This is a genomic window from Stutzerimonas degradans, assembly GCF_024448505.1.
GTDB classification, from domain to species: domain Bacteria; phylum Pseudomonadota; class Gammaproteobacteria; order Pseudomonadales; family Pseudomonadaceae; genus Stutzerimonas; species Stutzerimonas degradans.
Genome location: NZ_JAMOHV010000002.1, coordinates 215,330 through 239,730 on the forward strand (window position 1 = coordinate 215,330; position 24,401 = coordinate 239,730).

Below are 24,401 nucleotides of genomic sequence, written 5' to 3' on the forward strand. Positions count from 1 at the left end.
ACAGGCGCACCGTCTCAGTGCACGGCCGGCCGAGCGCCGCGCTCCTGTGCCAGCACCCAGGGCGCAACGACCACTGCCCATAGCTGCGGATCGCGCTCCAGCCAGTCCTGCGCCTGCGGCGCATCCATTCTCAGCAGCTGACCGCCTTCCAGCCAGGCCGCAACCTTGGCGCGATCGTCCTGCGCCACGGCGAGCGCTACCTCGACCAGATCGAAATCGTTCGCGACCCGCAGGAGCGCGCCACGGGCGAAGAACGGCTGCAGTTCTTCCCAGGTAATCGGGGCCGTTTCGCCCAAAAGCTTGGCATAGAGAGTGCTTACATCGTCGGTCATGGGAGCTACCGGAGTGAGGGGGCGGCCATCATAACGCGGCGCCGTGTCAGTCAAAACGCCCGGCTCTGCCGGCTGTGCAAAGAGAGGAGACACTTCTACACTGTGCCGGTACAGTTGCCGCACCGTTCCGGGACGATCGGCCCGTAACGCCTCTGCGACATGCAGGATCCAAACAATAATGATGCAAGTGGAGCGCATATGAAGAGCAACCAGCGTCTGTCCAAACTCGTTCTCGCCCTCGTTTTGAGCGGCACCGCCAGTTACACGCTTGCGGCCGATACCATCCGGATCGCTATGGCCGGCCCGGTGACCGGATCGGTCGCGCAATACGGGGACATGCAGTTCATCGGGGCCGAGATGGCCATCGAGCAGATCAACAAGGCCGGCGGGGTGAACGGCCAGCAACTCGAGGGCGTACGCTACGACGACGCCTGCGATCCGAAGCAGGCTGTGGCGGTCGCCAACAAGATCGTCAACGACGGCGTGCGGTTCGTGGTTGGCCATCTGTGCTCCAGCTCCACCCAGCCGGCGTCCGATATCTATGAGGACGAAGGCATCCTGATGATTACCGCGGCATCCACCAGCCCGGACATCACCTCGCGCGGCTATCAGCTGATCTTCCGCACCATCGGCCTGGACAGCCTGCAAGGCCCGACCGCCGGCAACTTCATCGCCGATCACGTCAAGCCGAAGAACGTCGCGGTCATCCACGACAAGCAGCAGTACGGCGAAGGCATCGCCACCGCCGTCAAGCAGACGCTGGAAAGCAAAAACATCAAGGTCGGCCTGTTCGAAGGCATCAACGCCGGCGACAAGGACTTCTCTTCGCTGATTGCCAAGCTCAAGCGCGAAGGCGTGGACTTCGTCTACTACGGCGGCTACCACCCGGAACTCGGTCTGCTGCTGCGCCAGGCGAAGGAAAAAGGCCTGAACGTGCGCTTCATGGGCCCGGAAGGCGTGGGTAACTCGGAAATCTCCGCCATCGCCGGCCCGGCTTCCGAAGGCATGTACGTGACCCTGCCGAAATCCTTCAACGAAGATCCGAAAAACCAGCAGCTCGTCGAAGCCTTCAAGGCCAAGAAGCAGGACCCGAGCGGTCCGTTCGTGTTCCCGGCCTACGCCGCAGTGCAGGTGATCGCCGAAGGCATCGAGAAGGCCGGCAGTACCGACACCGACAAGGTGGCCGAGGCGCTGCGCAGCAACACCTTCGACACCCCGACCGGCGCGCTGGAATTCGACGAGAAAGGCGACCTGAAGAACTTCAACTTCGTCGTCTACGAATGGCACCAGGACGGCACCAAGACCGAAGCCAAGTAATTTCCATCAGCCTCGCAAAGCCCACTTGCCGTGGGCTTTGTCTTAGCGGGCGGCCCTGCCACAAGCATCGGGCCGCCTTGCCATACCTGTAATCCGACGAGCGGCCTGAACCGCAGGCCCGCCTCGAACCGGCACCGCGCGTGATCCGCGCGTCGTCGTACCGTAGTAGCGCCGCGCGGGTGTGCGGCGTGTTCGATGTGGGCAGCGCAGCCAACCGGAATGAAATTGCAGGGACTTCGGGAGAGCAGTGATGCCTGAGCTTTACCATTACCTACAACAGCTGATCAACGGCCTCACCGTTGGCAGCACCTATGCCTTGATCGCCATCGGCTACACGATGGTGTACGGCATCATCGGCATGATCAACTTCGCTCACGGCGAGGTGTACATGATCGGCTCGTATGTTGCCTTCATCGCCATCATCGGCCTGTCCATGCTGGGTCTGGATGCCTTGCCGCTCCTCATGATCGGCGCCTTCCTCGCCAGCATGATCGTTACCAGCGCCTACGGTTACAGCATCGAACGGGTCGCCTATCGCCCGCTGCGTGGCAGTAACCGGCTGATTCCGCTGATCTCGGCGATCGGCATGTCGATCTTCCTGCAAAACGTCGTGCTGCTGGCCCAGGACTCCAAGGACAAGGCCATCCCCAATCTGATGCCGGGCAACTTCGTGCTCGGTGAAAGCACCATGAACGGCGTGACGATCTCCTACATGCAGGTGGCGATCTTCATCGTGACTTTCATCACCATGTACGGCCTGACGCTGTTCATCTCGCGCTCGCGGCTGGGACGCGCCTGCCGCGCCTGCGCGGAAGACATCAAGATGGCCAATCTGCTGGGCATCAACACCAACAACATCATCGCCCTGACGTTCGTCATCGGCGCGGCGCTGGCGGCCATCGCGGCGGTGCTGATCAGCATGCAGTACGGCGTGATCAACCCGCACATCGGCTTCCTCGCCGGCATCAAGGCGTTCACCGCCGCGGTGCTCGGCGGCATCGGCAGCATACCGGGCGCGATGCTCGGCGGTCTGGTGCTCGGCGTGGCCGAGGCCTTCGGTGCCGATCTGTTCGGCGACCAGTACAAGGATGTCGTGGCATTCAGCCTGCTGGTGCTCGTCCTGCTGTTCCGCCCCACCGGCATCCTCGGTCGCCCGGAGGTGGAAAAGGTATGACGCGCAATCTTCGTACAGCGTTTTTCAGCGCCCTGCTGGTAATCGCCGTCGCGGTGCCGGTACTTGGCGTGAAGCTCACCACGGTAGGTATCAAGGTAGAGGTGCATGGGGCGGACGCGCTGACGTTCTGGATCATCGCCGCGTGCGCCGTAGCGATGTTCTTCTGGCAGCTGGTGCGTACGCGCCTGCCCGCCGGCTGGGCGGCCAGCAGGAGTCTGCCGAGCATTCCGGCCGGCACCGGCAACTTCCTCACCCTGCCCTCCACGCAACGCTACATCATCATCGGCCTGGTGCTGGTGGCGCTGGTGTGGCCGTTCTACGGCTCACGCGGCGCGGTGGACATTGCCACGCTGATCCTGATCTACGTGATGCTCGGCCTCGGCCTGAACATCGTCGTCGGTCTGGCCGGGCTGCTCGACTTGGGCTACGTGGGCTTCTACGCCGTGGGCGCCTATACCTACGCGCTGCTCTCGCACTACTACGGCGTCGGTTTCTGGACGGCGCTGCCCATCGCCGGGGCGATGGCTGCGCTGTTCGGCTTTCTGCTGGGCTTCCCGGTGCTGCGCCTGCGTGGCGACTACCTGGCCATCGTGACGCTCGGCTTCGGCGAGATCATCCGCCTGCTGCTGCGCAACATGACCGACCTGACCGGCGGCCCCAACGGCATCAGCGGCATCGACAAGCCGTCGCTGTTCGGTCTGTCGTTCGAGCGCCGCGCCGCCGAGGGCATGCAGACCTTCCACGAGTACTTCGGGGTGGCCTACAACTCGGTGAACAAGGTGATCTTCCTCTACCTGATCGCCCTGTTGCTGGTATTGCTGACACTGTTCGTCATCAACCGCCTGCTGCGCATGCCGATCGGCCGCGCCTGGGAAGCGCTGCGCGAGGACGAAATCGCCTGCCGTGCTCTGGGCATGAATCCCACGGTGATCAAGCTGTCGGCGTTCACCCTCGGCGCCACGTTCGCCGGCTTTGCCGGGAGCTTCTTTGCCGCGCGCCAGGGGTTGGTGTCGCCGGAATCCTTCACCTTCATCGAGTCGGCGATCATTCTCGCCATCGTCGTGCTGGGCGGTATGGGCTCTCAGCTGGGCGTGATTCTCGCGGCCGTCGTGATGATCCTGCTGCCCGAGCTGATGCGCGAATTCAGCGAGTACCGCATGCTGATGTTCGGCGCACTCATGGTCCTGATGATGATCTGGCGTCCGCAGGGCCTGCTGCCCATGCAACGCCCCCACCTGGAGCTGAAGCAATGAGCCGCCCGATTCTAGAAGTACGCGGCCTGAGCATGCGCTTCGGCGGCCTGCTGGCCGTCAACAATGTGGCCCTGAGCGTAAAGGAAAGACAGGTGGTCTCGATGATCGGCCCCAACGGCGCCGGCAAGACCACCGTATTCAACTGCCTGACCGGCTTCTACCAGCCGACCGCCGGGGAGATTCTCCTCGACGGCACGCCGATTCAGGGCATGCCAGGCCACAAGATCGCCCGCCAGGGCGTGGTGCGCACCTTCCAGAACGTCCGCCTGTTCAAGGACATGACGGCCGTGGAAAACCTGCTGGTGGCGCAGCACCGTCACCTGAACACCAACTTCCTCGCCGGTCTGCTGAAGACGCCGGCGTTCCGTCAGAGCGAGCGGGAGGCCATGAACTTCGCCGCGCACTGGCTGGAGCAGGTGAATCTGACCGATATCGCCAACCGTCCGGCCGGCACCCTCGCCTACGGCCAGCAGCGCCGCTTGGAGATTGCCCGCTGCATGATGACGCGCCCGCGCATCCTCATGCTCGACGAGCCGGCGGCCGGCCTGAACCCGAAGGAAACCGAGGATCTCAAGGCACTGATTGCCCTGCTGCGCGAGGAGCACGGCGTAACCGTTCTGCTGATCGAGCACGACATGAAGCTGGTGATGAGCATTTCCGACCACATCTACGTCATCAACCAGGGCACCCCCCTGGCCGACGGTACGCCGGAGCAGATCCGCAACAATCCGGACGTGATCAAAGCCTATCTGGGGGAGGCGTGAGCATGCTGTCTTTCGATAACGTCTCCACCTGTTACGGCAAGATCCAGGCGCTGCATGACGTCAGCCTCAACGTCGAGCGGGGCGAAATCGTCACGCTGATCGGCGCCAACGGTGCAGGTAAGTCGACCCTGCTGATGACGCTCTGCGGCTCGCCCCAGGCCGCGAGCGGCAGCATCCGTTACGAGGGCGAGGAACTGGTCGGCCAGCAAAGCTGCGACATCATGCGCAAGAGCATCGCCGTGGTGCCGGAAGGACGCAGGGTGTTTGCGCGCCTGACCGTCGAGGAGAATCTGGCGATGGGCGGATTCTTCGGCAGCAAGGCCGACAACCAGCAGCAGTTGGACAAGGTGTTGCACCTGTTCCCGCGCCTGCAGGAGCGCCTTGCGCAGCGTGCCGGCACCATGTCCGGCGGCGAGCAGCAGATGCTGGCCATTGGTCGGGCGCTGATGAGCAAACCGAAGCTGCTGCTGCTGGACGAACCGTCGCTGGGCCTGGCGCCGATCATCATCCAGCAGATCTTCGACATCATCGAACAGCTGCGTGAGGATGGCGTGACGATTTTCCTCGTCGAGCAGAACGCCAACCAGGCGCTCAGGCTGGCCGATCGGGGCTATGTGTTGGAAAACGGGCGCATCGTCATGCAGGGCAGCGGCGAGCAGCTGCTGAACGACCCGAAGGTACGCGACGCCTATCTCGGCGCGTGAAGCGTCAATGAGAGCATCGCAGTCCGGGCGAGCGTCTCGGCTGCGGCGCCTCGTCCATCAGGCCTTGGGCAGGGTCACGCCGCGCTGCCCCTGATACTTGCCGCCGCGGTCGCGGTAAGACACCTCACAAGGCTCGTCGGACTGCAGGAACAGCATCTGCGCCACGCCCTCGTTGGCATAGATCTTCGCCGGCAGCGTGGTGGTGTTGGAGAACTCCAGCGTCACATGGCCTTCCCACTCCGGTTCCAGCGGCGTGACGTTGACGATGATGCCGCAACGCGCGTAGGTGCTCTTGCCCAGGCAGATCGTCAACACATCGCGCGGGATGCGGAAATACTCGACGGTACGCGCCAGCGCGAAGGAGTTCGGTGGAATGATGCACACCGGCCCCTTCACATCCACGAAGCTCTTCTCGTCGAAATTCTTCGGATCCACGGTGGCCGAATGGATGTTGGTGAACACCTTGAATTCATCGGCGCAGCGCACGTCGTAACCGTAGCTGGAGACGCCGTAGGAGATCAGTCGCTCACTGCCTTCGGTGCGCACCTGGCGCTCGACGAAGGGCTCGATCATGCCGTGCTCCTGGGCCATGCGGCGAATCCACTTGTCCGATTTGATGCTCATGGCTGGCGTCCTGAATAGGTTAATGGTCCTGCGAAGAGGCGCATCTTACCGAGCCTGGCACGGGTGTTCAAAGCCTGGCTACTGGCACGCCGCAACGGCCGTCACAGCCAGCTGCAGCCGCCCGGCGAAGAAATCCAAAATAAAGCTCGCTTTGCTCCAGAAAAACGGTATTGTTACTGGGCTGCTGCTGCATGTGTCACCGTGAATCGCTACATGTTTAGATTTCGATCCAAATATCGATACGACTCCTATCTCCTTGCACACAGTGATGTTCGGGCCTTTTAGCCCGCACTTTATTCTTCAAAACTTGGTTCAAGGAGACATCAAATGTCCAATCGCCAAACCGGTACCGTTAAGTGGTTCAACGATGAGAAAGGCTTCGGCTTCATCACTCCGCAATCCGGTGACGACCTCTTCGTACACTTCCGCGCCATCCAGGGCGACGGCTTCAAGAGCCTGAAGGAAGGTCAGCAGGTTTCCTTCGTCGCTACCCGCGGCCAGAAGGGCATGCAAGCCGAGGAAGTTCAGGTTATCTAACCTGTCCCTCGTGTTGAAAAAACCTCGCCTCGGCGAGGTTTTTTTGTGCCTGTGATTTGACTTCGCGCCGGACGGAGGTGGCTGCAGGCGCCCCCGTTCAAGCACAACGATCCCGCATACCACTTCGTACGGCCGGCCGTAGCTGCCCATCCAATCAAGGAAGGCAGCGACGCTGCCCGGCAGATCAGTCGTCGGAAACCATAATCTTCGGCATCGACTGGGCGATGATCTGCCCGCTCTGTGCGATGCGCGCGCCGACGGTGCGGGCGATCTCCTGATAGATCATGGCGATCTGGCTTTCCGGGTCGGCGATTACAGTCGGCGTGCCCGCATCGGCCTGGCTGCGGATAGCCATCGACAGCGGCAGCGACGCCAGCAGATCGACGTTGTACTGCGCCGCCAGTTTCTCGCCGCCACCCTCGCCGAACAGATGCTCGGCATGGCCGCAGTTCGAGCAGATGTGCACAGCCATGTTCTCCACCACGCCTAGCACGGGGATATTCACCTTGCGGAACATCTCCACGCCCTTCTTCGCATCCAGCAACGCCAGATCCTGCGGCGTGGTGACGATCACTGCGCCAGTCACCGGCACCTTCTGCGCCAGCGTCAGCTGGATATCGCCCGTGCCCGGCGGCATGTCGATCACCAGATAATCCAGGTTGTCCCAGGCGGTCTGGGTGATCAACTGCAACAATGCACCGGACACCATCGGTCCTCGCCAGACCATCGGGGTCTTGTCGTCGGCCAGAAACGCCATCGACATCACCTGCACCCCGTGGGCCTGCAACGGCACGAAGGCCTTGCCATCACGAATCTGCGGACGCGTGCCCTCGGCGATGCCGAACATGATGCCCTGGCTAGGCCCATAGATGTCGGCGTCCAGCATACCGACGCGCGCACCTTCGCGCGCCAACGCCAGCGCCAGATTAGCGGCGGTGGTGGATTTGCCGACGCCACCCTTGCCCGAGGAAACGGCAATGATGTTCTTCACGTTGGCTAATGCCGGCACTTGCTCCTGCGACTTGTGCGCGCGAATCACGCAATCGACCTGCACGTCGGCACGGGCGACACCATCCAACCCCTCGATCGCCATTGCCAGCATCTGCGCCCAGCCGCTGCGAAACAGCCCCGCGGCGTAGCCCAGTTCGAGCTGAACGCTGACGCGCTCACCCTGAACGTCGATCGAACGCACGCAACCGGCACTCACCGGATCTTGGTTCAAGTGGGGATCGGTGTACTGGCGCAGTACGTTTTCCACAGCTTCACGGGTGACGGACATGGCTACTCCCAAGAAAGACCGAGCAAATCAGGCAGGCATATTACCGCGCAGTCAGCCGCCAGCCCACCGCAGCCGAAACGCAGCAGTTGCAGAACGCCGCGCGCCGGCTGCGCGGATGAAAAAAAACCGACACCCCTTTATAGTTGCAGCCTTTCTTTCGCAATTCCGAACGCAGACCTCATGTCCGAAGCCCGCCAGATTCTCGTTACCAGCGCCCTGCCCTATGCCAACGGTTCGATCCACCTCGGCCATATGCTCGAGTACATCCAGACCGACATGTGGGTGCGCTTCCAGAAGCTGCGCGGCAACCAGTGCATCTACGTCTGCGCCGACGATGCCCATGGCTCGGCGATCATGCTGCGCGCGGAGAAGGAGGGCATTACCCCGGAACAGCTGATCGCTAATGTGCAGGCCGAGCACAGCGCCGATTTCGCCGACTTTCTAGTCGATTTCGACAACTTCCACTCGACCCACGCCGAAGAAAACCGCGAGCTGGCCGAGCTGATCTACACCCGCCTGCGCGATGCCGGGCACATCGCCACCCGCTCGGTGACCCAATACTTCGATCCCGAGAAGGGCATGTTCCTCGCCGACCGCTTCATCAAGGGCACCTGCCCCAAGTGCGGCGCCGAAGACCAGTACGGCGACAACTGCGAGAAATGCGGCGCCACCTACGAGCCCACCGAACTGAAGGACCCGCGCTCGGCGATCTCCGGCGCCACCCCGGTGCTCAAGGACTCCAAACACTTCTTCTTCAAGCTGCCGGACTTCGAGGCAATGCTGAAGGAATGGACGCGCAGCGGCACGCTGCAGGAATCGGTGGCCAACAAGATCGCTGAATGGCTGGACGGCGGGCTGCAGGAGTGGGACATCTCCCGCGACGCGCCCTATTTCGGTTTCGAGATCCCCGGCGAGCCGGGCAAGTACTTCTACGTCTGGCTGGACGCGCCGATCGGCTACATGGCGAGCTTCAAGAACCTCTGCAAGCGCCGCCCGGAACTCTCCTTCGATACCTTCTGGAGCAAGGAGTCGAGCGCCGAGCTGTACCACTTCATCGGCAAGGACATCATCAACTTCCACACCCTGTTCTGGCCGGCCATGCTCGAAGGCGCCGGCTACCGCAAGCCGACCGCGGTCAACGTGCACGGCTACCTGACGGTGAACGGGCAGAAGATGTCCAAGTCGCGCGGCACTTTCATCAAGGCACGCACCTATCTCGAACACCTCAACCCGGAATATTTGCGCTACTACTACGCGTCCAAGCTCGGCCGCGGCGTCGACGACCTCGACCTGAACCTTGAGGACTTCGTGCAGAAGGTCAACTCGGACCTGGTCGGCAAAGTGGTCAACATCGCCAGCCGCTGCGCCGGCTTCATCCACAAGGGCAACGACGGCGTGATGGTCGACGCCAACCCCGAGCCGGAACTCTGGGCCGCCTTCCAGGCCGCCGCGCCGAGCATCGCCGAGGCCTACGAGGCGCGTGACTTCGCCCGCGCCATGCGCGAGATCATGCACCTGGCCGACCGCGCCAACGCCTGGATCGCTGACAAGGCCCCGTGGGCGCTGAACAAGGTCGAGGGCAAGCAGGCCGAGGTGCAGGAAATCTGCGCATTGGGCGTCAACCTGTTCCGCCAGCTGGTGATCTTCCTCAAGCCCGTGCTGCCGAACCTGGCTGCCGCCGCCGAACAGTTCCTCAACGTAGCGCCGCTGAACTGGAACGACCACGCAACGCTTCTGGCCAACCACAAGCTCAACGCCTTCACTCCGCTGATGACCCGCATCGAGCCAGCGAAGATCGAGGCCATGATCGAAGCCTCCAAGGAAGACCTCGCCGCGAGCGAGCCCGCCGCTCCCGCAGGCAACGGCGAATTGGTCAAGGAGCCGCTGGCGCCGGAAATCAACTTCGATGCCTTCGCCGCGGTCGACCTGCGTATCGCGCTGATCGAGAAGGCCGAGTTCGTCGAGGGTGCCGACAAGCTGCTGCGCCTGACGCTGGATATCGGCGACACCAAGCGCAACGTCTTTTCCGGCATCAAGAGCGCCTACCCGGACCCCAGCAAGCTCGAAGGCCGCCTGACCCTGTACGTCGCTAATCTGGCGCCGCGCAAGATGAAGTTCGGCATGTCCGAGGGCATGGTGCTGGCCGCCGGCCCCGGCGGCAGCGAAATCTACCTGCTCAGCCCGGATAACGGCGCCAAGCCGGGTCAGCGCGTCATGTAACCCGGCGTCGCGTGCCGGCGCCAACCACCGGCACACGACGCCCGACTTCAACGGAAACGCCATGAGCGAGCCTGTCGAACCTTCCCGCTGCCCGCTCTGCGGCCAGCCCAACCAGTGCGCCGATTGCGATCCCGACGCGCAACAGCCGTGCTGGTGCATGTCGGCCACCATCGCCCAGGACGCCCTCGAACGCGTCCCCGCGGCACTCAGGAACCGAGCCTGCCTCTGCCCGCGCTGCGCCCGCGGCGAAGCCCCAGTCAACACCTGATGCGCCTGGACCGCTACCTCGCCGGACGCGCGCAACTCAGCCGCCAGGACGTCCGCCGCGTGCTCGTCGAAGGTCGCGCCCGGGTGAATGGCGAGGTGATCCGAACGCCGGACCGGGAGGTGCGTCTGTTCGACCGCATCGAACTCGACGACGCACTGCTGCAGCCCGGCAAGGCCGCCCGCTACCTGATGCTGCACAAGCCAAGCGGCTGCGTCAGCGCCACCTGCGACCCGACGCACCGTACCGTGCTCGACCTGATCGAGGAGCCGGACAAGGCCGACCTGCACATCGCCGGCCGCCTGGACTTCAACACCACCGGACTGATGCTGCTGACCAACGACGGCCAGTGGTCGCGCCGCCTGACCCAACCGAGCAGCCTGCAGGGCAAGGTCTACCTGGTCGACACCGAGGACGAAATCGACTCCTGCTGCATCGAGGCCTTCGCCAGGGGCCTGTACTTCCGCTTCGAGAACCTCACCACCCAGCCGGCCCAGCTGGAACTGCTCGGCCCACGCCGCGCCCGTTTGACCCTGCACGAAGGCCGCTACCATCAGGTCAAGCGCATGTTCGGCCACTTCCGCAACCGGGTCACCGCTCTGCACCGCGAACGCATGGGCCTCGTGCAGCTGGACCCAACCCTCGCGCCCGGACGCTATCGCCCGCTGACCACCGAGGAAATAGCCCAGATCTAGCCCGGCACCGTCCGCTCACCAGAAAAAACCACCAACGCCCTTCATTTCACCCAGAGCTTCTGGTAAAAAGGCACCCCTCAGCGGGCGTCGTATAATGGCATTACCTGAGCTTCCCAAGCTCATGACGAGGGTTCGATTCCCTTCGCCCGCTCCAGATTCTACGGGGCCTCTACGGAGGCCCCTTTTTATTTGGTGACAGTTATGGCGACAGTTACCGGCTTTCCGAGACGCCAGAAACTGTCACGAACTGCCCGCTCCCCAGCCATTTCAGGCGTCTAAGGTCTATGCAAATCATGCAGCATGAGGCGTAGACCAACCATGTGCGGCCGCATAACTCAGTACCGCTACCCCATCGAGTACACCGAGCCACTCGGGCTGACAGTGATCAGCGGATTGGATCCAGCACCGATCGGGCGGTACAACGTGCCTCCGCAGTCGAAGGTTCAGCTACTGCATCAGGATGAGGATGGTTTGCGCATGGAGGGTGTGCGCTGGGGATACGCCCCATTCTGGGCGCAAGGGAAAAGGCCGCCGGCGATCAACGCCAGGGTAGAGACTGCCGCGACGAGCAAGTTCTTTCGCGACATCTGGAGAACCGGCCGCGCCATCGTGCCGGCGGACGGCTGGTATGAATGGAAGAAGGACGTGGCCGACCCGAAGGTCAAGCAGCCTTACTACATCACGCTGCGCACGGGCGAGCCGATGTATCTAGCAGCGCTCGGCCAGTTCCCGCGTGGCGGCCAGGTCGAGCCCCGCGAAGGCGACGGCTTCGTGATCATCACCGCATCAAGCGGAGCGGGCATGCTGGACATTCATGACCGCCGCCCGCTGGTGCTCTCGCCCGAGTGCGCTGCCCATTGGCTGGACCCGGACCTTTCGCCAAACGAGGCCGAGGACCTAGCGACTGAGCATGGCCTCTGCATCGAGGAGTTCGACTGGCACCCCGTCAGCCGGGCCGTTGGCAACGTAAGGAATGACGGGCCGCAACTGATCGAGCGCATCAGCGATCCAGCCATCTAACCCCTGGTCCTCCCCAATCTACGCGTTCGCTTAAACGCCCCTTATACTGTATATAGATACAGCAAAGAGGCGCAGCCATGTACTTCAAGATCCTCCCCCTTCGCGATCATGGGAAGCCGAGAGACAAGCAGCAGTTGAAGAGCATATCGCCGGCGCAGGGAGACCTTCGCATCGAGCATCAGCCGTGCAACGAACTTGGCAGGCCGGCGCGGGTTGCCTTCCTGTGTTGCCCCCAGCCGAACGATACCCCACTGGGGAAACTGCTCGACGTCGAGCTTCACAGCATGGCGCCAAACGGATTCATCGTGACAGGCGTAGAGCTGATTGATGGAGTGGCATACGGCCAATCCTGGCTTTGTCGAGAAAGCTAGTGCCTGGCTCAGTGACCAGGAAGAGGTACCCAGGCGCCACGCTGCCTTCGTAACTCGACCAAAGCGTCATAGCGCGGTACAACATGCGTCAGACCAGACAGAGCGCACTATTTGCTAAGGGGCGACCGGTGAAAGCGATGAACCAACCCACCGCCTTTCTGTTCCTACAAGATTATTTCAGCCCCTTGGTATTTCAGGCGTCGATGGATTCTCCATCTACCATCGCAGTAACCCTCATCGATCCGACGTCTGGCGATAAAATCGCTCTGCCGGGTATCTCATGCACTACCTCGCTCACCTACGAAGGCATTTTTGTCTTGATTCAAACTATCGAATCTAGGCTGGCCAAATCGATGCCGGGCTTTCTCGCCAGGCTGAATTTAGCTCGACGCCAGAGATAATCCGTTCAGGCCACCGCGTATGCCCTTTCATTCTGCGGCTGCCGCTCTCACTCCGTCATAAACCCGCTCACAGGTGAGCCCGGCACCTCGGGAACGGTCAGCCTGTTCTGCCATTGCGCGGCCTGCTGACTCCATTTCGACAAGCACGTCGGCGAACACTGCGGCGGCGTTTGCCCTTGCCTGGCGCTCGCCGGCAGTTCCGGCATTGCAGGTAGCGAGTTGAGTGGCAAGTCGGCCAGCCTCCCGGCGCAGCCCTGCAGCAACAACACCAGCATCAGCGGCAGCGCGCCGCAGGTTTTCCAGTTCTTCATGGCCCTTCTGCCCCTCGGTATCGGCTACTGCCTGTTGTTGACGCTCCACGACACGCACAACTTGCACCGCCTGGTACTGGTCCTGCGCGATGCCCTCTCCCAGCCGCCAGCCGTTCACCTTCCAGCCCGCCACGAAGCACAGCGCAGCCAGCAAGCCGTAAACGGTTGAGCGCTCAACCCATGCGCCGATCATGCGAACACCTCCTGTCCCGCTCGCCACAGCGCAAGGCGCTGTGGTTGGCCGTGCGTGCCGCCGTTGATGCGGCGGGTGATTGCCTCGAACCGGCCGGCGTCGGCGAGTTCGTTGAGGCCGTTGCTGGCCCAGTACCACGCGGCGGACAACGCGGCCCATTCGGGCTGCTCGAGCAGCTCGGGTTTCGTCAGCAGATCCACGCCGATCGCATCGCCGCAGGCGCGGTAGTTGTCGCGGCCGGTGAGCTGGATCAGCCCGCGCCCGCGATACCGCCAGCCGTCACCACTCACTGTCGGCCCGTTGCCCAGCCGATCGGCATAGACGTGGTTGGCGATGGCCTCGGGCCGACGCGCCAGCCGCTGCGCCAGTGCGTTCGGCTGACCATCGGCATCGCGGAACCGCGCAGGCCAGGTCGCGGCGAGCCCGACGGCGCTGTAGTTGAGGCTTTCCACCAGCCGACGCAGCTGGCCTGACTCATGCCCGGCCTGAGCGAGAAACGCAGCACGCCGTACCGGGCTGTCGATGCGGTAACGGCTCATGGCCCGGTTGAGCGCGGAAACAAAAACGCCCGCGACAGGGCGGGCGTTGGGGAGGATGCGCAGCAGCTGCTGCTCAGTCAGTGATCGCATGTTTTCTCCAGGCAAAAAAAAGCCCGCTCAAAGCGGGCCTAAAAATGGCTTTGTTCGTAGTGCTGACTTACATCCGACTCAATACTCCTGTGCGATCGTTAAGCATAAATGCCGTGCCAGCCGCATCGCGCAATATGATCTCGTTGCCCGCACGCCCATCCATATCCGTGACCGAGTCAATGGAATAGTTTCCGCCCGCTATCGGGTAGTCGCGCGAATATCCTTGGGCGTGGGAGATGATGCGAATAAGCCCCTGCATCACCAGGATAATCTCATCCCCCGCTTTACCATCGGTATCAGCGGTGCGGCCGTAAATTGCCCACGATGAACTCGTGGTAGCTGGATACTCTTTAAGCCGCGGCGACTTAACCCCACCGCTGATTACATAGACTGTACCGGCCGTGCGGCCTACTACCTCAAGGCCCGCTTTAGAATCGAGTTGGGAGGTGCTAAAGATCGCGCTATAGCCTTGGAAATTGAAATCCCTCATCTGATAGGTACGAGGGTCCATCAATTTCACTCCACCCCCCATATTGATAACGAGGTCAGGCCCAGCACCACCTAGGTTAGCTATACCGAAAAGCGCCCATGTCCCGGTATGATTGAAATCTATATCTCTGTAGTTTTGGGTCGCATCATGGATAAACTTAATGCCGCGATAGGTATTTATTACAACCTCTTCACCGGCCTTATTATTTAGCTCAAGAATCCCCACGATAGACCAAGATATGTTTCCGACAGCATAGGTCCGAAGGGTTTGGGTGGAATGCGAAATCACCGCCAGATCATTACCGGCACGAACCACCAGTTCGAGCCCCGGCTTTCCATCGGTATCCCTTGCATCTACAAAAGACCAAGCCAAGTTTCCAATTTGGTAATTTCTCTGATCCCCGCCAGCTTCTACAACCCGGATAGATGCACCCTCTTGATATACCGTCTGCTTCTTCCCGGTTCCTTTAAGATCCCAAGAGCCCAGATACGTTGCGGCCGAACATACCTGCGAGGCGAACAGGGGAATGCATGCAAGCATGATTAAATTCCATTTCTTCATTACCGACTCCTTTTTTAAATGAGCAAAAATCTTAATCCGCACAACCACTGAAAAATATGATGGGCGTCAGATTTATAACCAGCAACTTTTAATCACCGACGAACGGCGGATTAATCCCAGGTAAGAGTTCGGGGGCTAACCAGTTGCTATTTCGCGAACAAAAACCGCACGAGACTGACTTTGATTGTTCACGAGCATGCACATTCCTTGAGCGCAGTCATGGAGCGACCGGCAAGTCATGGCACTATGCCACCCCTCTCGGAAACAAGCGCGAGCTGGGTGCTGGGTAAAAAAAAGCCCGCACTTGGCGGGCCTCGGGAAAACCACGGCTACACACGAGAGGGCGTGCAGGTAGTGGCGATATGATGCCACCATTTGTGAAATGTGTCACACTTTAGACCATTGCCGACAGGGAGTCAGGATGCGCTACCAGGGAACCGACCGCCGCCAGTGCACCGCGCTGCGCAATCACATCGACGCACTCCTGGCTGACGGCGCTTCGCTGATCGGTCGAGATCCCGTCAGGCTCGTCTACAAAAAACAGACGCTGACCGTTCAGCACGGCATGCTGCTCAGCGAACCGACACCGTCCGAACTTATCGATGCGCTCAACCTGTTGACCGAAGGCGAGGACAGCGCGCGCGCGGCGGCCATTGAAACCTGCCTGCGCTACCTCGACAGCGCGCTAGCTCCCTACCCGCCGTTTCGCTACCGGACCCACGAGCTGAACGAAAATGCTGCCGTTTCTGGTTCGATTTTTTTGGATCGCGAATGGCAGTGATGCTGCTCTCCATCGCTGGCATCAGCCAATCGGGAGACGGAACGGCGCAGGCGGTTGAACGCGGTACGCACACGGAGATCAGGAGTTCACGTTAATCACATGAGCTCCAACAGGGAACGGGTTCGCCGATCTGTTCCAGCGGATCGTGTACCCAACGTACTGAACGCCGATATCCGTTGCCGTCGATTTGGTGAACGTCACACCGTTGACCGTGATCGACGTAAACGGCAGCTGGTCGCGGTTTGAATAGCTTCCGCGAACCGTCAGGTAGACGAACTGGTTCTGGCCGTGCCAGTACAGGTCGAGGATTTCGCCAGTGGCCCCAGGCGTAGCAGCGGCACCTGGGACGATATTGAAACTGGCCGGATCAAGCCCGCCAATGTTCGACGCACCTCCCGCACCTGTAGAAGCGAAGCCGTAGTTGTTTTCAGCTGTGGCGGATACCAGCTTACCTTGCGCCGCTCGCGGAAACCCCGCCACAACACCGGGCATCATGCTGCCACCGTTTGGCCGATCACGTCCCATACGTCCGTGGCGACCTTCTTGAGCGTCACGGTCATGCGGGCGGTCATGCTGAGCGTCCCGCCCGATGGGGCGTTGAGGGTGACGCCGCTGGCTGCGGCCAGCGTGACGTTGCCGAGTGCGCGGATGGTGATTTCTGTCCCGATCTCGAATGCGACAGAAGCGTTGGACGGAACGGTTAGGGTGATGGCGCTCGTCGTACCGGGGCGCACGTAGTTCCAGGCGTCGGTCAGGGTCAGCGTGCGGCTGGTGGCCGTGGTGATGAGGGAAGACTTGTCCTGCTTGGTAGCTGGGTTGAAGTTGCCGGTGTGCCAGATTTCTTGCCAAGGGGTCCACGCAGCCCCATTCTTCCAGCGGGTGAAAGTTGCCACGCTGGACCCGCTCGGTTTACTAGCCCGCTGCCAAACATAACTATCAGAGTAGCTGACAACCTCCAGCATATAGCCAGCGCCGCCTGTTTCTGGCCGGTTCAGGGCGGTACCTAAAAGTCGATAGAAGCCTGTCGTCAACGCGGTGTCTGCGTCTGAGACATCTACGCCAGAAGTTGTTCCCACCCCAAACAACGCCATCGCCGCCCTCACGAACGCCGTGGTCGCAATCGATGTGTCGGTGTCGGTCGCGGCGGGTGTCGGCGCCGTCGGGTTGCCGGTAAACGCCGGGCTGTTAAGGTCGGCTTTCAGCCCCAACTGCGCCTGAATCTTCCCCAACGCCGACAACACGCTATCCGCCGCCGTCACTGCCGTGGACACGGCGAGGCTCAGCCCGGTCAGCACCGTGTTGCGCACGCGGTGTTCGCTGAAATACAGGTTCGTCGAACCCTCTGCCAGGGCGTCAGTAGTGCCGGGCGATGGGTTGATCTCAGCGTAGACGGAGCCGGTCCAGCGGTACTGGCGCGTCGGGTTCGCGGCCGTACCCTGGTTGATGGCGATGTAGATTTTCCCGCCCTCGCCCGTGGTTGGGAACTCTGCGGTCGTTAAGAAGTCCAGCACCTCATCGACGTAGCTAGGCAGCTGGCTGGCCGGGATACGGGCGAACTGGTCCAGAGTGGCCACGCCGCCAGACACGCCGCGCTCGGTCGTGCCGATCTTCCCGTCGAGAGCCGTTTGCAGGCCGGTGACGGTGCTGATTGCCTGCGTGCCGGTATGGGTGGAACGGTCGCGCAGCTGGGCATCCGTGGCATTCGCCGTTGCACCGGCAGCGATACCGTCCAACTTGGTCTTCATCGCACTGGCCGACCACCAGGCAGCGACGGCCTGGAACACACGCTGCGCGGTCCATGCGCGACGAGTCGTTGCGGTGCCCTGCTCTGCCTCTGCCTGGGTGACGGTCGTCGCCGTCCACTCGCGAGCGTCGGTGAGCCGCGGGTCGGTGTCATGCACGACGCCGGCCAGCGTGTCGCCAGTCGGCAGCTGTTTGCGTTGCCCGTTTACGAGCACGAGAGGTCGGCGGGCTGTCATCAGAGGGTTACCGGGTCGCTGTCATCGGTGACCAGCTCGGTGGCGGACTTCGCCGTGCCGACGTACTGGCTGATCTTGTTGGCATTGAGGGCGTCGGTTTCATCGAGCGGGGTGGCGGTTACGCCGCCGGCCGTGTCGAGGTAGTAGCGCGCGCCTGGGGTGAGGCCGGTCAGGGCGGAGTTGACGCCATCCATCGGGTAGACGGTCGCGGTCGCCGCGCTGGCGAACGCCTCGGTCACGAAGCCGTCGGCGCGCCGGCCGTTGCTGTTGTCGGCCAAGCGCACGGAGAAGGTGCCGGCGTTGTCGTGGAAGTTGACGAACTTGCCAGCGCCGATCGCCTCGGAAGCGACTGCGGACACGGTGTCGGCACCGATACCCAGCGGCATCAGCGACTGGTCGAGTTTGCCGTCCGGGCCGGTGGCGACGATTTTGCCGGCGTCGGCCACGCCTGCCGAGGCGACCAGCCCCTCGACGAGTTTGCGGGCGCCATTGAGCAGCGTCATGTAGCGAGAGGCCATGTTCAGTTCTCCAGATCGATGGGGTCTTGCAGGTTGAGGGTTATGCGGGTGGCGGAAGTGGCGGCGCCGAGCAGCACGCAGTAGCCATCTGCGGGTGCCGTTTGGGTAAGGCTGCCGTTGGCGCCGAGGTAGATGCGCCCCGGCTGCCAGCTCCAGCTGTTGTCATCCAGCACGCCGGAGCGCTGCACGTTGACGGGGCCGCCAGCCGGCGCGGCGGTGAGCGAGAGGCCTAGCAGCAGATCGATGTGGGCGGCGTCGCGGTAGTCGAGCGCACGGACAAGGCCGTCCAGCTCGTACACCGCACGCAGCGCGCTGAGGGTTTCGCCGGCAATGCGTTGCAGGGCGCTGCCACCGGTTGGTCCGGGTGGGCCGGGCGGCCCTTGCTCGCCGACCGTGACGACGCTCGTATCTTCATCCGGCTCCAGCGCCACGGCGTACTCGACGCCGGCCTCGATGACCAGCACCTCCGGGTCGCCGCAGATTGCTACGGTGCTCATACGGTCACCTCGCGGCTGACGGTGACGGCCCCCTGCAGGTAGCGCTGAACGGTGCCGTCCGGGAATTGCACCTCGAGGTCATACACGCCATCGGTCCATGTCAGCGCGGCGGTTTGCGCGGCGCTGAGGGTGCGGGTGATCGTGCCCAGGCCGGTGATGGCGAGCGCGCCGTTCTCGGTGGTCAGCTCCAGCAGCACGGCGCCGCCGAGTTGGGCGCGGATCTGCATGCGTGCAGTGGCGCCGGTGAGGTCCACGGGAGGCTTGTAGATCAGCTGCCCGCCGCTGGGCGAGAGGCAGAAGGCGGACAGTGCGTTGATTTCCAGCGTGGCGGCATCCACGACCGTGACGCGGTGCGGTGACTCACGGGTCGAGCGATTAACACCCTGCATGCCGTTGACGCCCTCCACCCAAGCCAGCCAGCTGCCCGGCAAGCCGTGATCGACGGTGAGCCGAAGGGGTGACCCGCTGATGCCAGTGATCGGACGGTATTCGTAGCGCGGCTGCATCAGCCGCAGGGTGTCGCGCAGGGTCGAGCCCTGAACGATGTGCAGATCAATGATGGCGGGGCGCATGGCTACACCTCCTCTAGCCAGATGCCGTAGGTCTGGCCGGCCACCATTGATGAGAGGCCTTCGACCGTGACAATGGTGTAGCTCGATGCGATCAGATCGAGAGCAATCCAGTCCATCCCGGCAGGCATGAGGCCGTCTATGCGAATACGCACAGTCGCGCTGATCTGTGCATCGATCTGGAAGGTAATCGTGGTATTGGTGGCGCCCTGCTCCGTCGTCAGCATGAGGATTCCTCGATCCACGCCGCCGAGAGAGATGGTCGCGGGAGTCAGTGCCCCGTAGGCCCCGTCTTGGAATCCGGCGCCAGCCCCGCTCGCCGCAGCTGTCAATTGATATGGCGCCACGCCAGATCCCTCCAGAGCCTCCACGCGCGCGAACAGATCAGCCAAAAGGCCAGCCGTGACTGCGCAGTAGATGACGCTGTCAGTCGGCCAGTCCTGATCGGTCGTGCCTTCCAGCCCGCGGGCCAGCGTTGCGGTACCGCCTGCTACCGTCGCGCCAACGATCTCCCAGCGGGTCGGCGTGAACTTCGAGTCGGCCAGCGTTAGTCGGAAGTCGCCGTCTGGCAGATTCAGCGCGAGCGATGTTGCGCCAGACGCCAGCGTTACCGACTGGCTCCAGTTGTTGATGAATTGCATGGGTGTTCCTCAGACGTAGCAGACGGGTACCGTGTCGCGCGCAAATGCTCCTGTGACCGGGCAAAGGCTCGCGTAGGCAAGGCGGTCGTAGGTGCCGGGGTCGCCGGATTTATCGATCTGGAGCGGCGGAACTGTGATCGCTCCTGACGGGCCGGCGATCGGTGTCGCGTAGTGGAAGCTGGAAGCACCGTCGTCGACTTGCCCCGGCCGGAACCAGCTCACCGATCCGTATAGCTGCGCGCTGTAGCGGTACGGGCAAGGCTGCAAGTAACGCCAGGGTACGCCAGGCTCTGACCACCATTGCTGAAGTCTTCGGCCTACGCGCGGCGCAACCTCACTGTAGAAGCCGTAGGTGTAAAGGCCACCCATGAAAACCGTTTCCGGCGTGCCGCTGGATGATGTTGCGAACGAGGCGCCTGGCGTGCACGTAATCTGCACCGAGTAATCGCGAGTGGCTGTTGCGTCGACGTAGATCAGTGTCTCGGATGATGTCTCGGTGATTTGCAACTGGTCGCTGGCGAGCACTGCGCCGCCGAGGCGGTAGGTCATGCTGAGCGTGCTTGTCCAGGACTGCTCCAGTTCAAAGGTGCCGTTGAACTGCTGGCCTTCTGGAATTGAAGTAGGCCCGGTATAGATCAGTGGCACGGACGACCAGGTGGTTATGGCGCGGTGCTCTAGGGTCAACTCCTGAACGGCCCCGGCCGCGCTGTAAAGCATGCCGACCACCCACCCAGAGAATCCGCTTTCCTCGCCTGACGTGACTACGTTGTGTGTCGCCAGAGTCGCCGCGATATCGCCGCCAGGTACCTGCGACACGGTGTGCGATCCGTCTGGCTCGCGATTTAGGTAGTAGTTGTCCACGGAAAGAGTCGTCGGCTGATCAACGTACGTGCCAAGCGTTTGCGTTCTGGTTTTGCGCACCACAACCGACGGGATGCAGCTGGAACCCGCCCCGCTCAGCGTGATCTCCACCCAGCCAACGGGGCGCCAGCGCCAGAACAGCTCGAACGGCTGCGAGTACTCGACGGACACCTCGAACATGGCGCCATTGCCTGTGGGGCTGGTGTGGTAACGGCGCAGGCGGGTGCCGGTGGTACCGGTTAGCTGCGGCGTCGACTGCCCCATGTTCGGTACGGTCACGTTGTAGGTGTACGCCTCCGGCTCGCCACCCAGCACACCAAAGCGCGCGAGGGTGACAGTGCAGACTCCGCCGCTGACATGTGCAGATGACAGGTCCGTCGTGACCAGCCAGCGCGCACCGGCTGGGTCGATGTATATCCACCCTGGCAACTCTGCGCCGTAAAGCTGGTTGCCGGACAAGATGGCCTGCGTCCACCATTCCAGCCCTGCGGCGGCGTCGTCAGCGGCCTGCTCCGGCGTGCGAGTGATGCCGGGCGCGTTCGGGTGGGCAATAAGCGCAGTGCTTCCGCGCTGCCAATGCTCTCCGCTCGGCTGCGGATAGGGCATGGTCGCTGCGTTCGGCAGGGTCAACAGACCTTCCCTGACAAGTCCGTGGTACGGGTTCCCCCGCAACGCTGTCGGCCTGCCAAGGTTCAGCGATAGCGAATCCGTCATGGCTGGGCAAACTCCATCACTACCGGTTCACCATTGGCATCGTGCATGGTGATTTTTTTCAACGGCTCAACATCCAGGCTGATCAGGCCGTCGCTACTGGTAAGGGTGATTCCCGCGTGATACTCGCGTGCCAGGGTTGCGCCAGCGCCTGAAGCGCCCTCGATCAACGGGCTGGCAATGCCGGCCGTAGTTGCCGCGCGCGGCTTGTAGGGCGCGCTGCTGCGCTGCGCCGGAATCGAGCCGACCGGGTCAAGGCGTTTCAGTGGGCGCGACTGGCGCGGCGGGCGCACGAGGCTGTTGATGTCCTCGACAACCGCCTCACCGCGCCGCTCTGCCTCGATCTGCCGACCGATGGCGCGGCGCTCTGCCTCAATCTGACTGCCGATGTTGCGACGGGACTGCTCGTTGGCGCGGCCAATGGCTCGGCGCTCATCTCCTAAGGCCATGTCTTACATCTCCAGCAGGTCATTCGGGACGCCGACGCGAAACAGCGTGGCAGCGGTCAGCGGCAGCTCATCCCGCACGGTGTCGGGAATCTCCGGCGCTTCCAGATCGAACCGCCGCGGGTACTGTTCACCCAGACCGCCGCCCGACCAGTTGCCGGAGAAACCCAGTTTCGTCTCGTCGTATGGCGGGTCTTCCAGCCGTCCGCCGATCTGGGTCGGCAATGCAATGCTTGCGCCCTCGCCCGGGTCTATCGGGGTAGCGCCGAGCCGCGCCGGCATGATCAGCGGGTCGCTCGTGCCGCCGCCGCGCATGATCGCGATGCTGATCGCAGTCATGGCCGAGCCTGACGCCAGATCGAACGTATCGACCACCCGCCGGCACTTGCCCCTGGCGCGAACGCCGGAGCAGTCCAGTTCGAGGGTGTGGATCAGGTCGATACCCAGCGCCATGCTGGCTGGCACCTGCCAGCTGAGTACGGTTTCACGGCTGGCGGCGAGCAGTTCCGTCACGCCCTGGTTGGCGACCACATCGAATACTGCGGCGCGGCGCGCCTCGTCGAACTCGTCCTGATAGGCAGTTGCAACGCCGGCCATATCGCCATCAGTCCACTCCACCGCCGCCGTGCTTTCAATCTGCAGTGTGGCGCCCTGACGCTGTACGACCTGCGTCGCCGCAACCTCGCCGGCTGGCAATGCGAGCGTCAGCGTGTAGGTCTCGGTGACCGTCTGCACCCAGCGCCGGCCACCGGTGATGCCGGTACCGATGACCAGATCGTCGAAGTTGTTGATCCACGGCGAGCCGGTGCCGCAGGGATCTGGCGCACTCAGCGGCGCGGTGACGTAGCTCTCGCTGACGATTGCGAACCCGGCGCCCGTGACTGCGCTTTGCACCATGTCGATGGTGGGCAGATCGTGCGCATCCAGACGCCAATCGCAGAACGAACCGGCCGGCACGAGCCAGGTGTAGTGCTGGTTGCGCTGCCATAGGCGGTCATAGCGGTAGCTGAGTTCGATCTCGATGCGATTGGTGGTGCTGGACAGATCAGACTGCTGCAGCTGCAAGGTCTGATAGGCCACGGTGCCCTCGCCGAATACGAAATGCGGAGCGCCGGCGTACCAGCTGGTGACGCGCAGCTCGCCGGTTGGCGCGCAGTCCAGACTGACCGGCCGGGTGCTCAGGCGTTCAAGCGCATAGTCCCAGTGGCTGCGCCCCTCAATCGGCTCGAACACGTCCGCTGACCAGTAGCCGCCGACCAACGCATCGATGGCCGCAACGGTCATGCCCTCGACGCGCTGCTGCAGCTGGTCTGAGCATTCACAGCTCAGCAGGCGGGTGACCGGGTTCCAGTCGGCGCGGCTGACCTGGCCGGTGAAGCGCCGCGCTTCGGTCGTGTTGCCCGCGCTCGTGGTGATGTAGTCGATGGTGACGCTGCGGCCCTTCCAGTCCGGTGGCACAACGGGCGCGCCCGGCGCGACGAACAGGTCGAAGCCGGCAATGCCCGCGGCGGCCTCCTCCCGGTCGATCGTTACTGCGCCGGTGAGCTGGGCCGTGAGGTTCTCGCCGCCCACCAGCACCCGCAGCGCCCAGACGAACGATTGGCCACGCACCACATATACCGGCTCAGCCGCACCGCCCGGCAGGCTATTGAGCGGCCCGGAGTTGAGGGGCGATCCGTTGAGCATCAGGTTTCTTCCCAGGTGATGGACCAGCTGTGGCTGGCGGTGCCTGAATCCTGCGTTTCGGATGGGCGGCGCGCCTTGACGCTGTAGACCGGCATCCAGCAGACCCGGTAAAGCGTCGCTCCGGCCACGGCCGCGAGGGTCGCAACGCCGTCGAGCAAATTGCAGGCGGTGTTGACCCAGGCGCCGCCGACCAGCGCTTGCCCCCACGGCGCAACATCCGGCCGGGGCGTGCCACGCACGGTATGCACGAGGCCGGCTCCGGCGATGCTTTGCACTTTCGTTGATCTGAGTTCCAGCGGCTGGCTGTAGTCCAGCCCGTGAAGCCCTGGCGGCATCCAGCCGGCTCCACTGATGGAGCCAGACATGCGCTCCCAATGAGTCATGGACACCAGCGCGCCGTCACTCATGCGCAGGGAGGTTTCGCCGCCGATGGGCTCCTCGCTCAAAACCGGGGCGCCAGAATGCAGCTCGAGCGGAATGCCTCCGAGCATGATCGGGGTTGTCATGGGTTAACTCCGGGCATCAAAAAGCCCGCGCGTGGCGGGCTATGCAGGCTTTGAAAGCGAGGCTCG

The 24,401-nt window shown here is 62.7% G+C and carries 29 protein-coding genes and 1 tRNA gene; 14 read left to right on the forward strand and 16 right to left on the reverse strand.

The features are described from left to right. Positions 1 to 14: 14 nt before the first annotated feature. Positions 15 to 332 (reverse strand): DUF2288 domain-containing protein, encoded by a 318-nt coding sequence (locus NAV27_RS03785; RefSeq protein WP_102827387.1) that lies wholly within the window; start codon positions 330 to 332, stop codon positions 15 to 17. A 198-nt stretch (positions 333 to 530) separates the two neighbouring features. Here NAV27_RS03785 and NAV27_RS03790 point away from each other — a divergent pair, with 198 nt between their 5' ends. From NAV27_RS03790 to NAV27_RS03810, 5 genes are all read left to right on the forward strand, one after another. Further along, positions 531 to 1,649 carry a branched-chain amino acid ABC transporter substrate-binding protein gene (locus NAV27_RS03790; protein WP_102827388.1) on the forward strand — a complete coding sequence of 373 codons (1,119 nt, stop codon included), beginning with the start codon at positions 531 to 533 and terminating at the stop codon, positions 1,647 to 1,649. A 250-nt stretch (positions 1,650 to 1,899) separates the two neighbouring features. After that, positions 1,900 to 2,823, forward strand: a complete 924-nt coding sequence (livH, locus tag NAV27_RS03795; protein WP_043295979.1) for a high-affinity branched-chain amino acid ABC transporter permease LivH — start codon at positions 1,900 to 1,902, stop codon at positions 2,821 to 2,823. Continuing rightward, positions 2,820 to 4,076: a high-affinity branched-chain amino acid ABC transporter permease LivM gene (locus tag NAV27_RS03800; protein ID WP_102827389.1), complete on the forward strand. Its 1,257-nt coding sequence runs from the start codon at positions 2,820 to 2,822 to the stop codon at positions 4,074 to 4,076. The genes livH and NAV27_RS03800 overlap by 4 nt, the downstream gene beginning before the upstream one ends. Next, the gene (gene livG, locus NAV27_RS03805) at positions 4,073 to 4,840 is read left to right on the forward strand and encodes a high-affinity branched-chain amino acid ABC transporter ATP-binding protein LivG (RefSeq protein ID WP_102827390.1); all 768 of its coding nucleotides are present in this window, start codon (positions 4,073 to 4,075) and stop codon (positions 4,838 to 4,840) included. The genes NAV27_RS03800 and livG overlap by 4 nt, the downstream gene beginning before the upstream one ends. A gap of 2 nt (positions 4,841 to 4,842) precedes the next feature. After that, a complete protein-coding gene (locus NAV27_RS03810) occupies positions 4,843 to 5,544 on the forward strand; it encodes an ABC transporter ATP-binding protein (RefSeq protein WP_043295976.1) in 702 nt (233 codons plus the stop codon). Positions 5,545 to 5,601: 57 nt separating this feature from the next. Here NAV27_RS03810 and dcd read toward each other — a convergent pair whose 3' ends face one another. Continuing rightward, the gene (gene dcd / locus NAV27_RS03815; protein ID WP_008566734.1) at positions 5,602 to 6,168 is read right to left on the reverse strand and encodes a dCTP deaminase; all 567 of its coding nucleotides are present in this window, start codon (positions 6,166 to 6,168) and stop codon (positions 5,602 to 5,604) included. A gap of 327 nt (positions 6,169 to 6,495) precedes the next feature. Here dcd and NAV27_RS03820 point away from each other — a divergent pair, with 327 nt between their 5' ends. Continuing rightward, positions 6,496 to 6,705, forward strand: a complete 210-nt coding sequence (locus NAV27_RS03820; protein WP_003282211.1) for a cold-shock protein — start codon at positions 6,496 to 6,498, stop codon at positions 6,703 to 6,705. Positions 6,706 to 6,889: 184 nt separating this feature from the next. On the opposite strand, the gene apbC is transcribed toward NAV27_RS03820, so the two are convergent. Continuing rightward, positions 6,890 to 7,984 carry an iron-sulfur cluster carrier protein ApbC gene (gene apbC, locus NAV27_RS03825; protein WP_008566738.1) on the reverse strand — a complete coding sequence of 365 codons (1,095 nt, stop codon included), beginning with the start codon at positions 7,982 to 7,984 and terminating at the stop codon, positions 6,890 to 6,892. A 180-nt stretch (positions 7,985 to 8,164) separates the two neighbouring features. Between apbC and metG the strand changes: the two genes are divergently transcribed. From metG to NAV27_RS03860, 7 genes are all read left to right on the forward strand, one after another. Then, complete coding sequence (metG, locus tag NAV27_RS03830) at positions 8,165 to 10,204, forward strand: methionine--tRNA ligase (RefSeq protein WP_102827391.1); 2,040 nt, start codon at positions 8,165 to 8,167, stop codon at positions 10,202 to 10,204. Positions 10,205 to 10,265: 61 nt separating this feature from the next. Further along, positions 10,266 to 10,472, forward strand: a complete 207-nt coding sequence (locus NAV27_RS03835; protein ID WP_102827392.1) for a cysteine-rich CWC family protein — start codon at positions 10,266 to 10,268, stop codon at positions 10,470 to 10,472. Next, a complete protein-coding gene (locus NAV27_RS03840; protein ID WP_102827393.1) occupies positions 10,472 to 11,164 on the forward strand; it encodes a pseudouridine synthase in 693 nt (230 codons plus the stop codon). The genes NAV27_RS03835 and NAV27_RS03840 overlap by 1 nt, the downstream gene beginning before the upstream one ends. Positions 11,165 to 11,244: 80 nt before the next feature. Further along, positions 11,245 to 11,318 (forward strand) — tRNA-Gly (locus tag NAV27_RS03845). A 164-nt stretch (positions 11,319 to 11,482) separates the two neighbouring features. Further along, on the forward strand, positions 11,483 to 12,184 hold the full coding sequence (locus tag NAV27_RS03850; protein WP_102827394.1) for an SOS response-associated peptidase family protein: 702 nt from the start codon (positions 11,483 to 11,485) through the stop codon (positions 12,182 to 12,184). A 77-nt stretch (positions 12,185 to 12,261) separates the two neighbouring features. Then, positions 12,262 to 12,555 (forward strand): hypothetical protein, encoded by a 294-nt coding sequence (locus NAV27_RS03855; protein ID WP_102827395.1) that lies wholly within the window; start codon positions 12,262 to 12,264, stop codon positions 12,553 to 12,555. 137 nt (positions 12,556 to 12,692) lie between these two features. Next, positions 12,693 to 12,956 carry a DUF1652 domain-containing protein gene (locus NAV27_RS03860; protein WP_180981381.1) on the forward strand — a complete coding sequence of 88 codons (264 nt, stop codon included), beginning with the start codon at positions 12,693 to 12,695 and terminating at the stop codon, positions 12,954 to 12,956. Between the two features lie 27 nt (positions 12,957 to 12,983). Here the strand turns inward: NAV27_RS03860 and NAV27_RS03865 are convergent, their stop codons facing one another. From NAV27_RS03865 to NAV27_RS03875, 3 genes are all read right to left on the reverse strand, one after another. Next, positions 12,984 to 13,460 carry a DUF2514 family protein gene (locus NAV27_RS03865; RefSeq protein WP_102827397.1) on the reverse strand — a complete coding sequence of 159 codons (477 nt, stop codon included), beginning with the start codon at positions 13,458 to 13,460 and terminating at the stop codon, positions 12,984 to 12,986. Beyond that, a complete protein-coding gene (locus NAV27_RS03870) occupies positions 13,457 to 14,089 on the reverse strand; it encodes a glycoside hydrolase family 19 protein (RefSeq protein WP_102827398.1) in 633 nt (210 codons plus the stop codon). The genes NAV27_RS03865 and NAV27_RS03870 overlap by 4 nt, the downstream gene beginning before the upstream one ends. A 67-nt stretch (positions 14,090 to 14,156) precedes the next feature. Further along, on the reverse strand, positions 14,157 to 15,140 hold the full coding sequence (locus tag NAV27_RS03875; RefSeq protein ID WP_102827399.1) for a PA5033 family protein: 984 nt from the start codon (positions 15,138 to 15,140) through the stop codon (positions 14,157 to 14,159). 421 nt (positions 15,141 to 15,561) lie between these two features. On the opposite strand from NAV27_RS03875, the gene NAV27_RS03880 reads away from it, so the two are divergent. Further along, entirely contained in the window at positions 15,562 to 15,921 is a 360-nt protein-coding gene (locus tag NAV27_RS03880; RefSeq protein ID WP_102827400.1) for a hypothetical protein, read from the forward strand. Between the two features lie 78 nt (positions 15,922 to 15,999). On the opposite strand, the gene NAV27_RS03885 is transcribed toward NAV27_RS03880, so the two are convergent. From NAV27_RS03885 to NAV27_RS03930, 10 genes are all read right to left on the reverse strand, one after another. Continuing rightward, positions 16,000 to 16,416: a hypothetical protein gene (locus NAV27_RS03885; RefSeq protein WP_102827401.1), complete on the reverse strand. Its 417-nt coding sequence runs from the start codon at positions 16,414 to 16,416 to the stop codon at positions 16,000 to 16,002. Further along, complete coding sequence (locus NAV27_RS03890) at positions 16,413 to 17,900, reverse strand: pyocin knob domain-containing protein (protein ID WP_102827402.1); 1,488 nt, start codon at positions 17,898 to 17,900, stop codon at positions 16,413 to 16,415. The genes NAV27_RS03885 and NAV27_RS03890 overlap by 4 nt, the downstream gene beginning before the upstream one ends. Continuing rightward, a complete protein-coding gene (locus NAV27_RS03895) occupies positions 17,900 to 18,418 on the reverse strand; it encodes a hypothetical protein (protein WP_102827403.1) in 519 nt (172 codons plus the stop codon). The genes NAV27_RS03890 and NAV27_RS03895 overlap by 1 nt, the downstream gene beginning before the upstream one ends. Before the next feature lie 2 nt (positions 18,419 to 18,420). Further along, entirely contained in the window at positions 18,421 to 18,915 is a 495-nt protein-coding gene (locus NAV27_RS03900; RefSeq protein ID WP_102827404.1) for a hypothetical protein, read from the reverse strand. After that, the gene (locus NAV27_RS03905) at positions 18,912 to 19,487 is read right to left on the reverse strand and encodes a hypothetical protein (protein ID WP_102827405.1); all 576 of its coding nucleotides are present in this window, start codon (positions 19,485 to 19,487) and stop codon (positions 18,912 to 18,914) included. The genes NAV27_RS03900 and NAV27_RS03905 overlap by 4 nt, the downstream gene beginning before the upstream one ends. A 2-nt stretch (positions 19,488 to 19,489) precedes the next feature. Next, entirely contained in the window at positions 19,490 to 20,125 is a 636-nt protein-coding gene (locus NAV27_RS03910) for a hypothetical protein (RefSeq protein WP_102827406.1), read from the reverse strand. A gap of 9 nt (positions 20,126 to 20,134) precedes the next feature. Next, positions 20,135 to 21,616 (reverse strand): hypothetical protein, encoded by a 1,482-nt coding sequence (locus NAV27_RS03915; RefSeq protein ID WP_146029385.1) that lies wholly within the window; start codon positions 21,614 to 21,616, stop codon positions 20,135 to 20,137. An 80-nt stretch (positions 21,617 to 21,696) separates the two neighbouring features. Then, a complete protein-coding gene (locus tag NAV27_RS03920; RefSeq protein ID WP_102827408.1) occupies positions 21,697 to 22,146 on the reverse strand; it encodes a hypothetical protein in 450 nt (149 codons plus the stop codon). 3 nt (positions 22,147 to 22,149) lie between these two features. Next, complete coding sequence (locus tag NAV27_RS03925) at positions 22,150 to 23,829, reverse strand: hypothetical protein (RefSeq protein ID WP_102827409.1); 1,680 nt, start codon at positions 23,827 to 23,829, stop codon at positions 22,150 to 22,152. Then, complete coding sequence (locus tag NAV27_RS03930; protein WP_102827410.1) at positions 23,829 to 24,335, reverse strand: hypothetical protein; 507 nt, start codon at positions 24,333 to 24,335, stop codon at positions 23,829 to 23,831. The genes NAV27_RS03925 and NAV27_RS03930 overlap by 1 nt, the downstream gene beginning before the upstream one ends. Between the last annotated feature and the right edge of the window lie 66 nt (positions 24,336 to 24,401).

Excerpts from the sequence above, each read along its gene's own strand:
- NAV27_RS03785 (WP_102827387.1), bottom strand. The coding sequence starts at position 332 with ATGACCGACGATGTAAGCACTCTCTATGCCAAGCTTTTGGGCGAAACG.
- NAV27_RS03790 (WP_102827388.1), top strand. The coding sequence starts at position 531 with ATGAAGAGCAACCAGCGTCTGTCCAAACTCGTTCTCGCCCTCGTTTTG.
- livH (WP_043295979.1), top strand. The coding sequence starts at position 1,900 with ATGCCTGAGCTTTACCATTACCTACAACAGCTGATCAACGGCCTCACC.
- NAV27_RS03800 (WP_102827389.1), top strand. The coding sequence starts at position 2,820 with ATGACGCGCAATCTTCGTACAGCGTTTTTCAGCGCCCTGCTGGTAATC.
- livG (WP_102827390.1), top strand. The coding sequence starts at position 4,073 with ATGAGCCGCCCGATTCTAGAAGTACGCGGCCTGAGCATGCGCTTCGGC.
- NAV27_RS03810 (WP_043295976.1), top strand. The coding sequence starts at position 4,843 with ATGCTGTCTTTCGATAACGTCTCCACCTGTTACGGCAAGATCCAGGCG.
- dcd (WP_008566734.1), bottom strand. The coding sequence starts at position 6,168 with ATGAGCATCAAATCGGACAAGTGGATTCGCCGCATGGCCCAGGAGCAC.
- NAV27_RS03820 (WP_003282211.1), top strand. The coding sequence starts at position 6,496 with ATGTCCAATCGCCAAACCGGTACCGTTAAGTGGTTCAACGATGAGAAA.
- apbC (WP_008566738.1), bottom strand. The coding sequence starts at position 7,984 with ATGTCCGTCACCCGTGAAGCTGTGGAAAACGTACTGCGCCAGTACACC.
- metG (WP_102827391.1), top strand. The coding sequence starts at position 8,165 with ATGTCCGAAGCCCGCCAGATTCTCGTTACCAGCGCCCTGCCCTATGCC.
- NAV27_RS03835 (WP_102827392.1), top strand. The coding sequence starts at position 10,266 with ATGAGCGAGCCTGTCGAACCTTCCCGCTGCCCGCTCTGCGGCCAGCCC.
- NAV27_RS03840 (WP_102827393.1), top strand. The coding sequence starts at position 10,472 with ATGCGCCTGGACCGCTACCTCGCCGGACGCGCGCAACTCAGCCGCCAG.
- NAV27_RS03850 (WP_102827394.1), top strand. The coding sequence starts at position 11,483 with ATGTGCGGCCGCATAACTCAGTACCGCTACCCCATCGAGTACACCGAG.
- NAV27_RS03855 (WP_102827395.1), top strand. The coding sequence starts at position 12,262 with ATGTACTTCAAGATCCTCCCCCTTCGCGATCATGGGAAGCCGAGAGAC.
- NAV27_RS03860 (WP_180981381.1), top strand. The coding sequence starts at position 12,693 with ATGAACCAACCCACCGCCTTTCTGTTCCTACAAGATTATTTCAGCCCC.
- NAV27_RS03865 (WP_102827397.1), bottom strand. The coding sequence starts at position 13,460 with ATGATCGGCGCATGGGTTGAGCGCTCAACCGTTTACGGCTTGCTGGCT.
- NAV27_RS03870 (WP_102827398.1), bottom strand. The coding sequence starts at position 14,089 with ATGCGATCACTGACTGAGCAGCAGCTGCTGCGCATCCTCCCCAACGCC.
- NAV27_RS03875 (WP_102827399.1), bottom strand. The coding sequence starts at position 15,140 with ATGAAGAAATGGAATTTAATCATGCTTGCATGCATTCCCCTGTTCGCC.
- NAV27_RS03880 (WP_102827400.1), top strand. The coding sequence starts at position 15,562 with ATGCGCTACCAGGGAACCGACCGCCGCCAGTGCACCGCGCTGCGCAAT.
- NAV27_RS03885 (WP_102827401.1), bottom strand. The coding sequence starts at position 16,416 with ATGATGCCCGGTGTTGTGGCGGGGTTTCCGCGAGCGGCGCAAGGTAAG.
- NAV27_RS03890 (WP_102827402.1), bottom strand. The coding sequence starts at position 17,900 with ATGACAGCCCGCCGACCTCTCGTGCTCGTAAACGGGCAACGCAAACAG.
- NAV27_RS03895 (WP_102827403.1), bottom strand. The coding sequence starts at position 18,418 with ATGGCCTCTCGCTACATGACGCTGCTCAATGGCGCCCGCAAACTCGTC.
- NAV27_RS03900 (WP_102827404.1), bottom strand. The coding sequence starts at position 18,915 with ATGAGCACCGTAGCAATCTGCGGCGACCCGGAGGTGCTGGTCATCGAG.
- NAV27_RS03905 (WP_102827405.1), bottom strand. The coding sequence starts at position 19,487 with ATGCGCCCCGCCATCATTGATCTGCACATCGTTCAGGGCTCGACCCTG.
- NAV27_RS03910 (WP_102827406.1), bottom strand. The coding sequence starts at position 20,125 with ATGCAATTCATCAACAACTGGAGCCAGTCGGTAACGCTGGCGTCTGGC.
- NAV27_RS03920 (WP_102827408.1), bottom strand. The coding sequence starts at position 22,146 with ATGGCCTTAGGAGATGAGCGCCGAGCCATTGGCCGCGCCAACGAGCAG.
- NAV27_RS03925 (WP_102827409.1), bottom strand. The coding sequence starts at position 23,829 with ATGCTCAACGGATCGCCCCTCAACTCCGGGCCGCTCAATAGCCTGCCG.
- NAV27_RS03930 (WP_102827410.1), bottom strand. The coding sequence starts at position 24,335 with ATGACAACCCCGATCATGCTCGGAGGCATTCCGCTCGAGCTGCATTCT.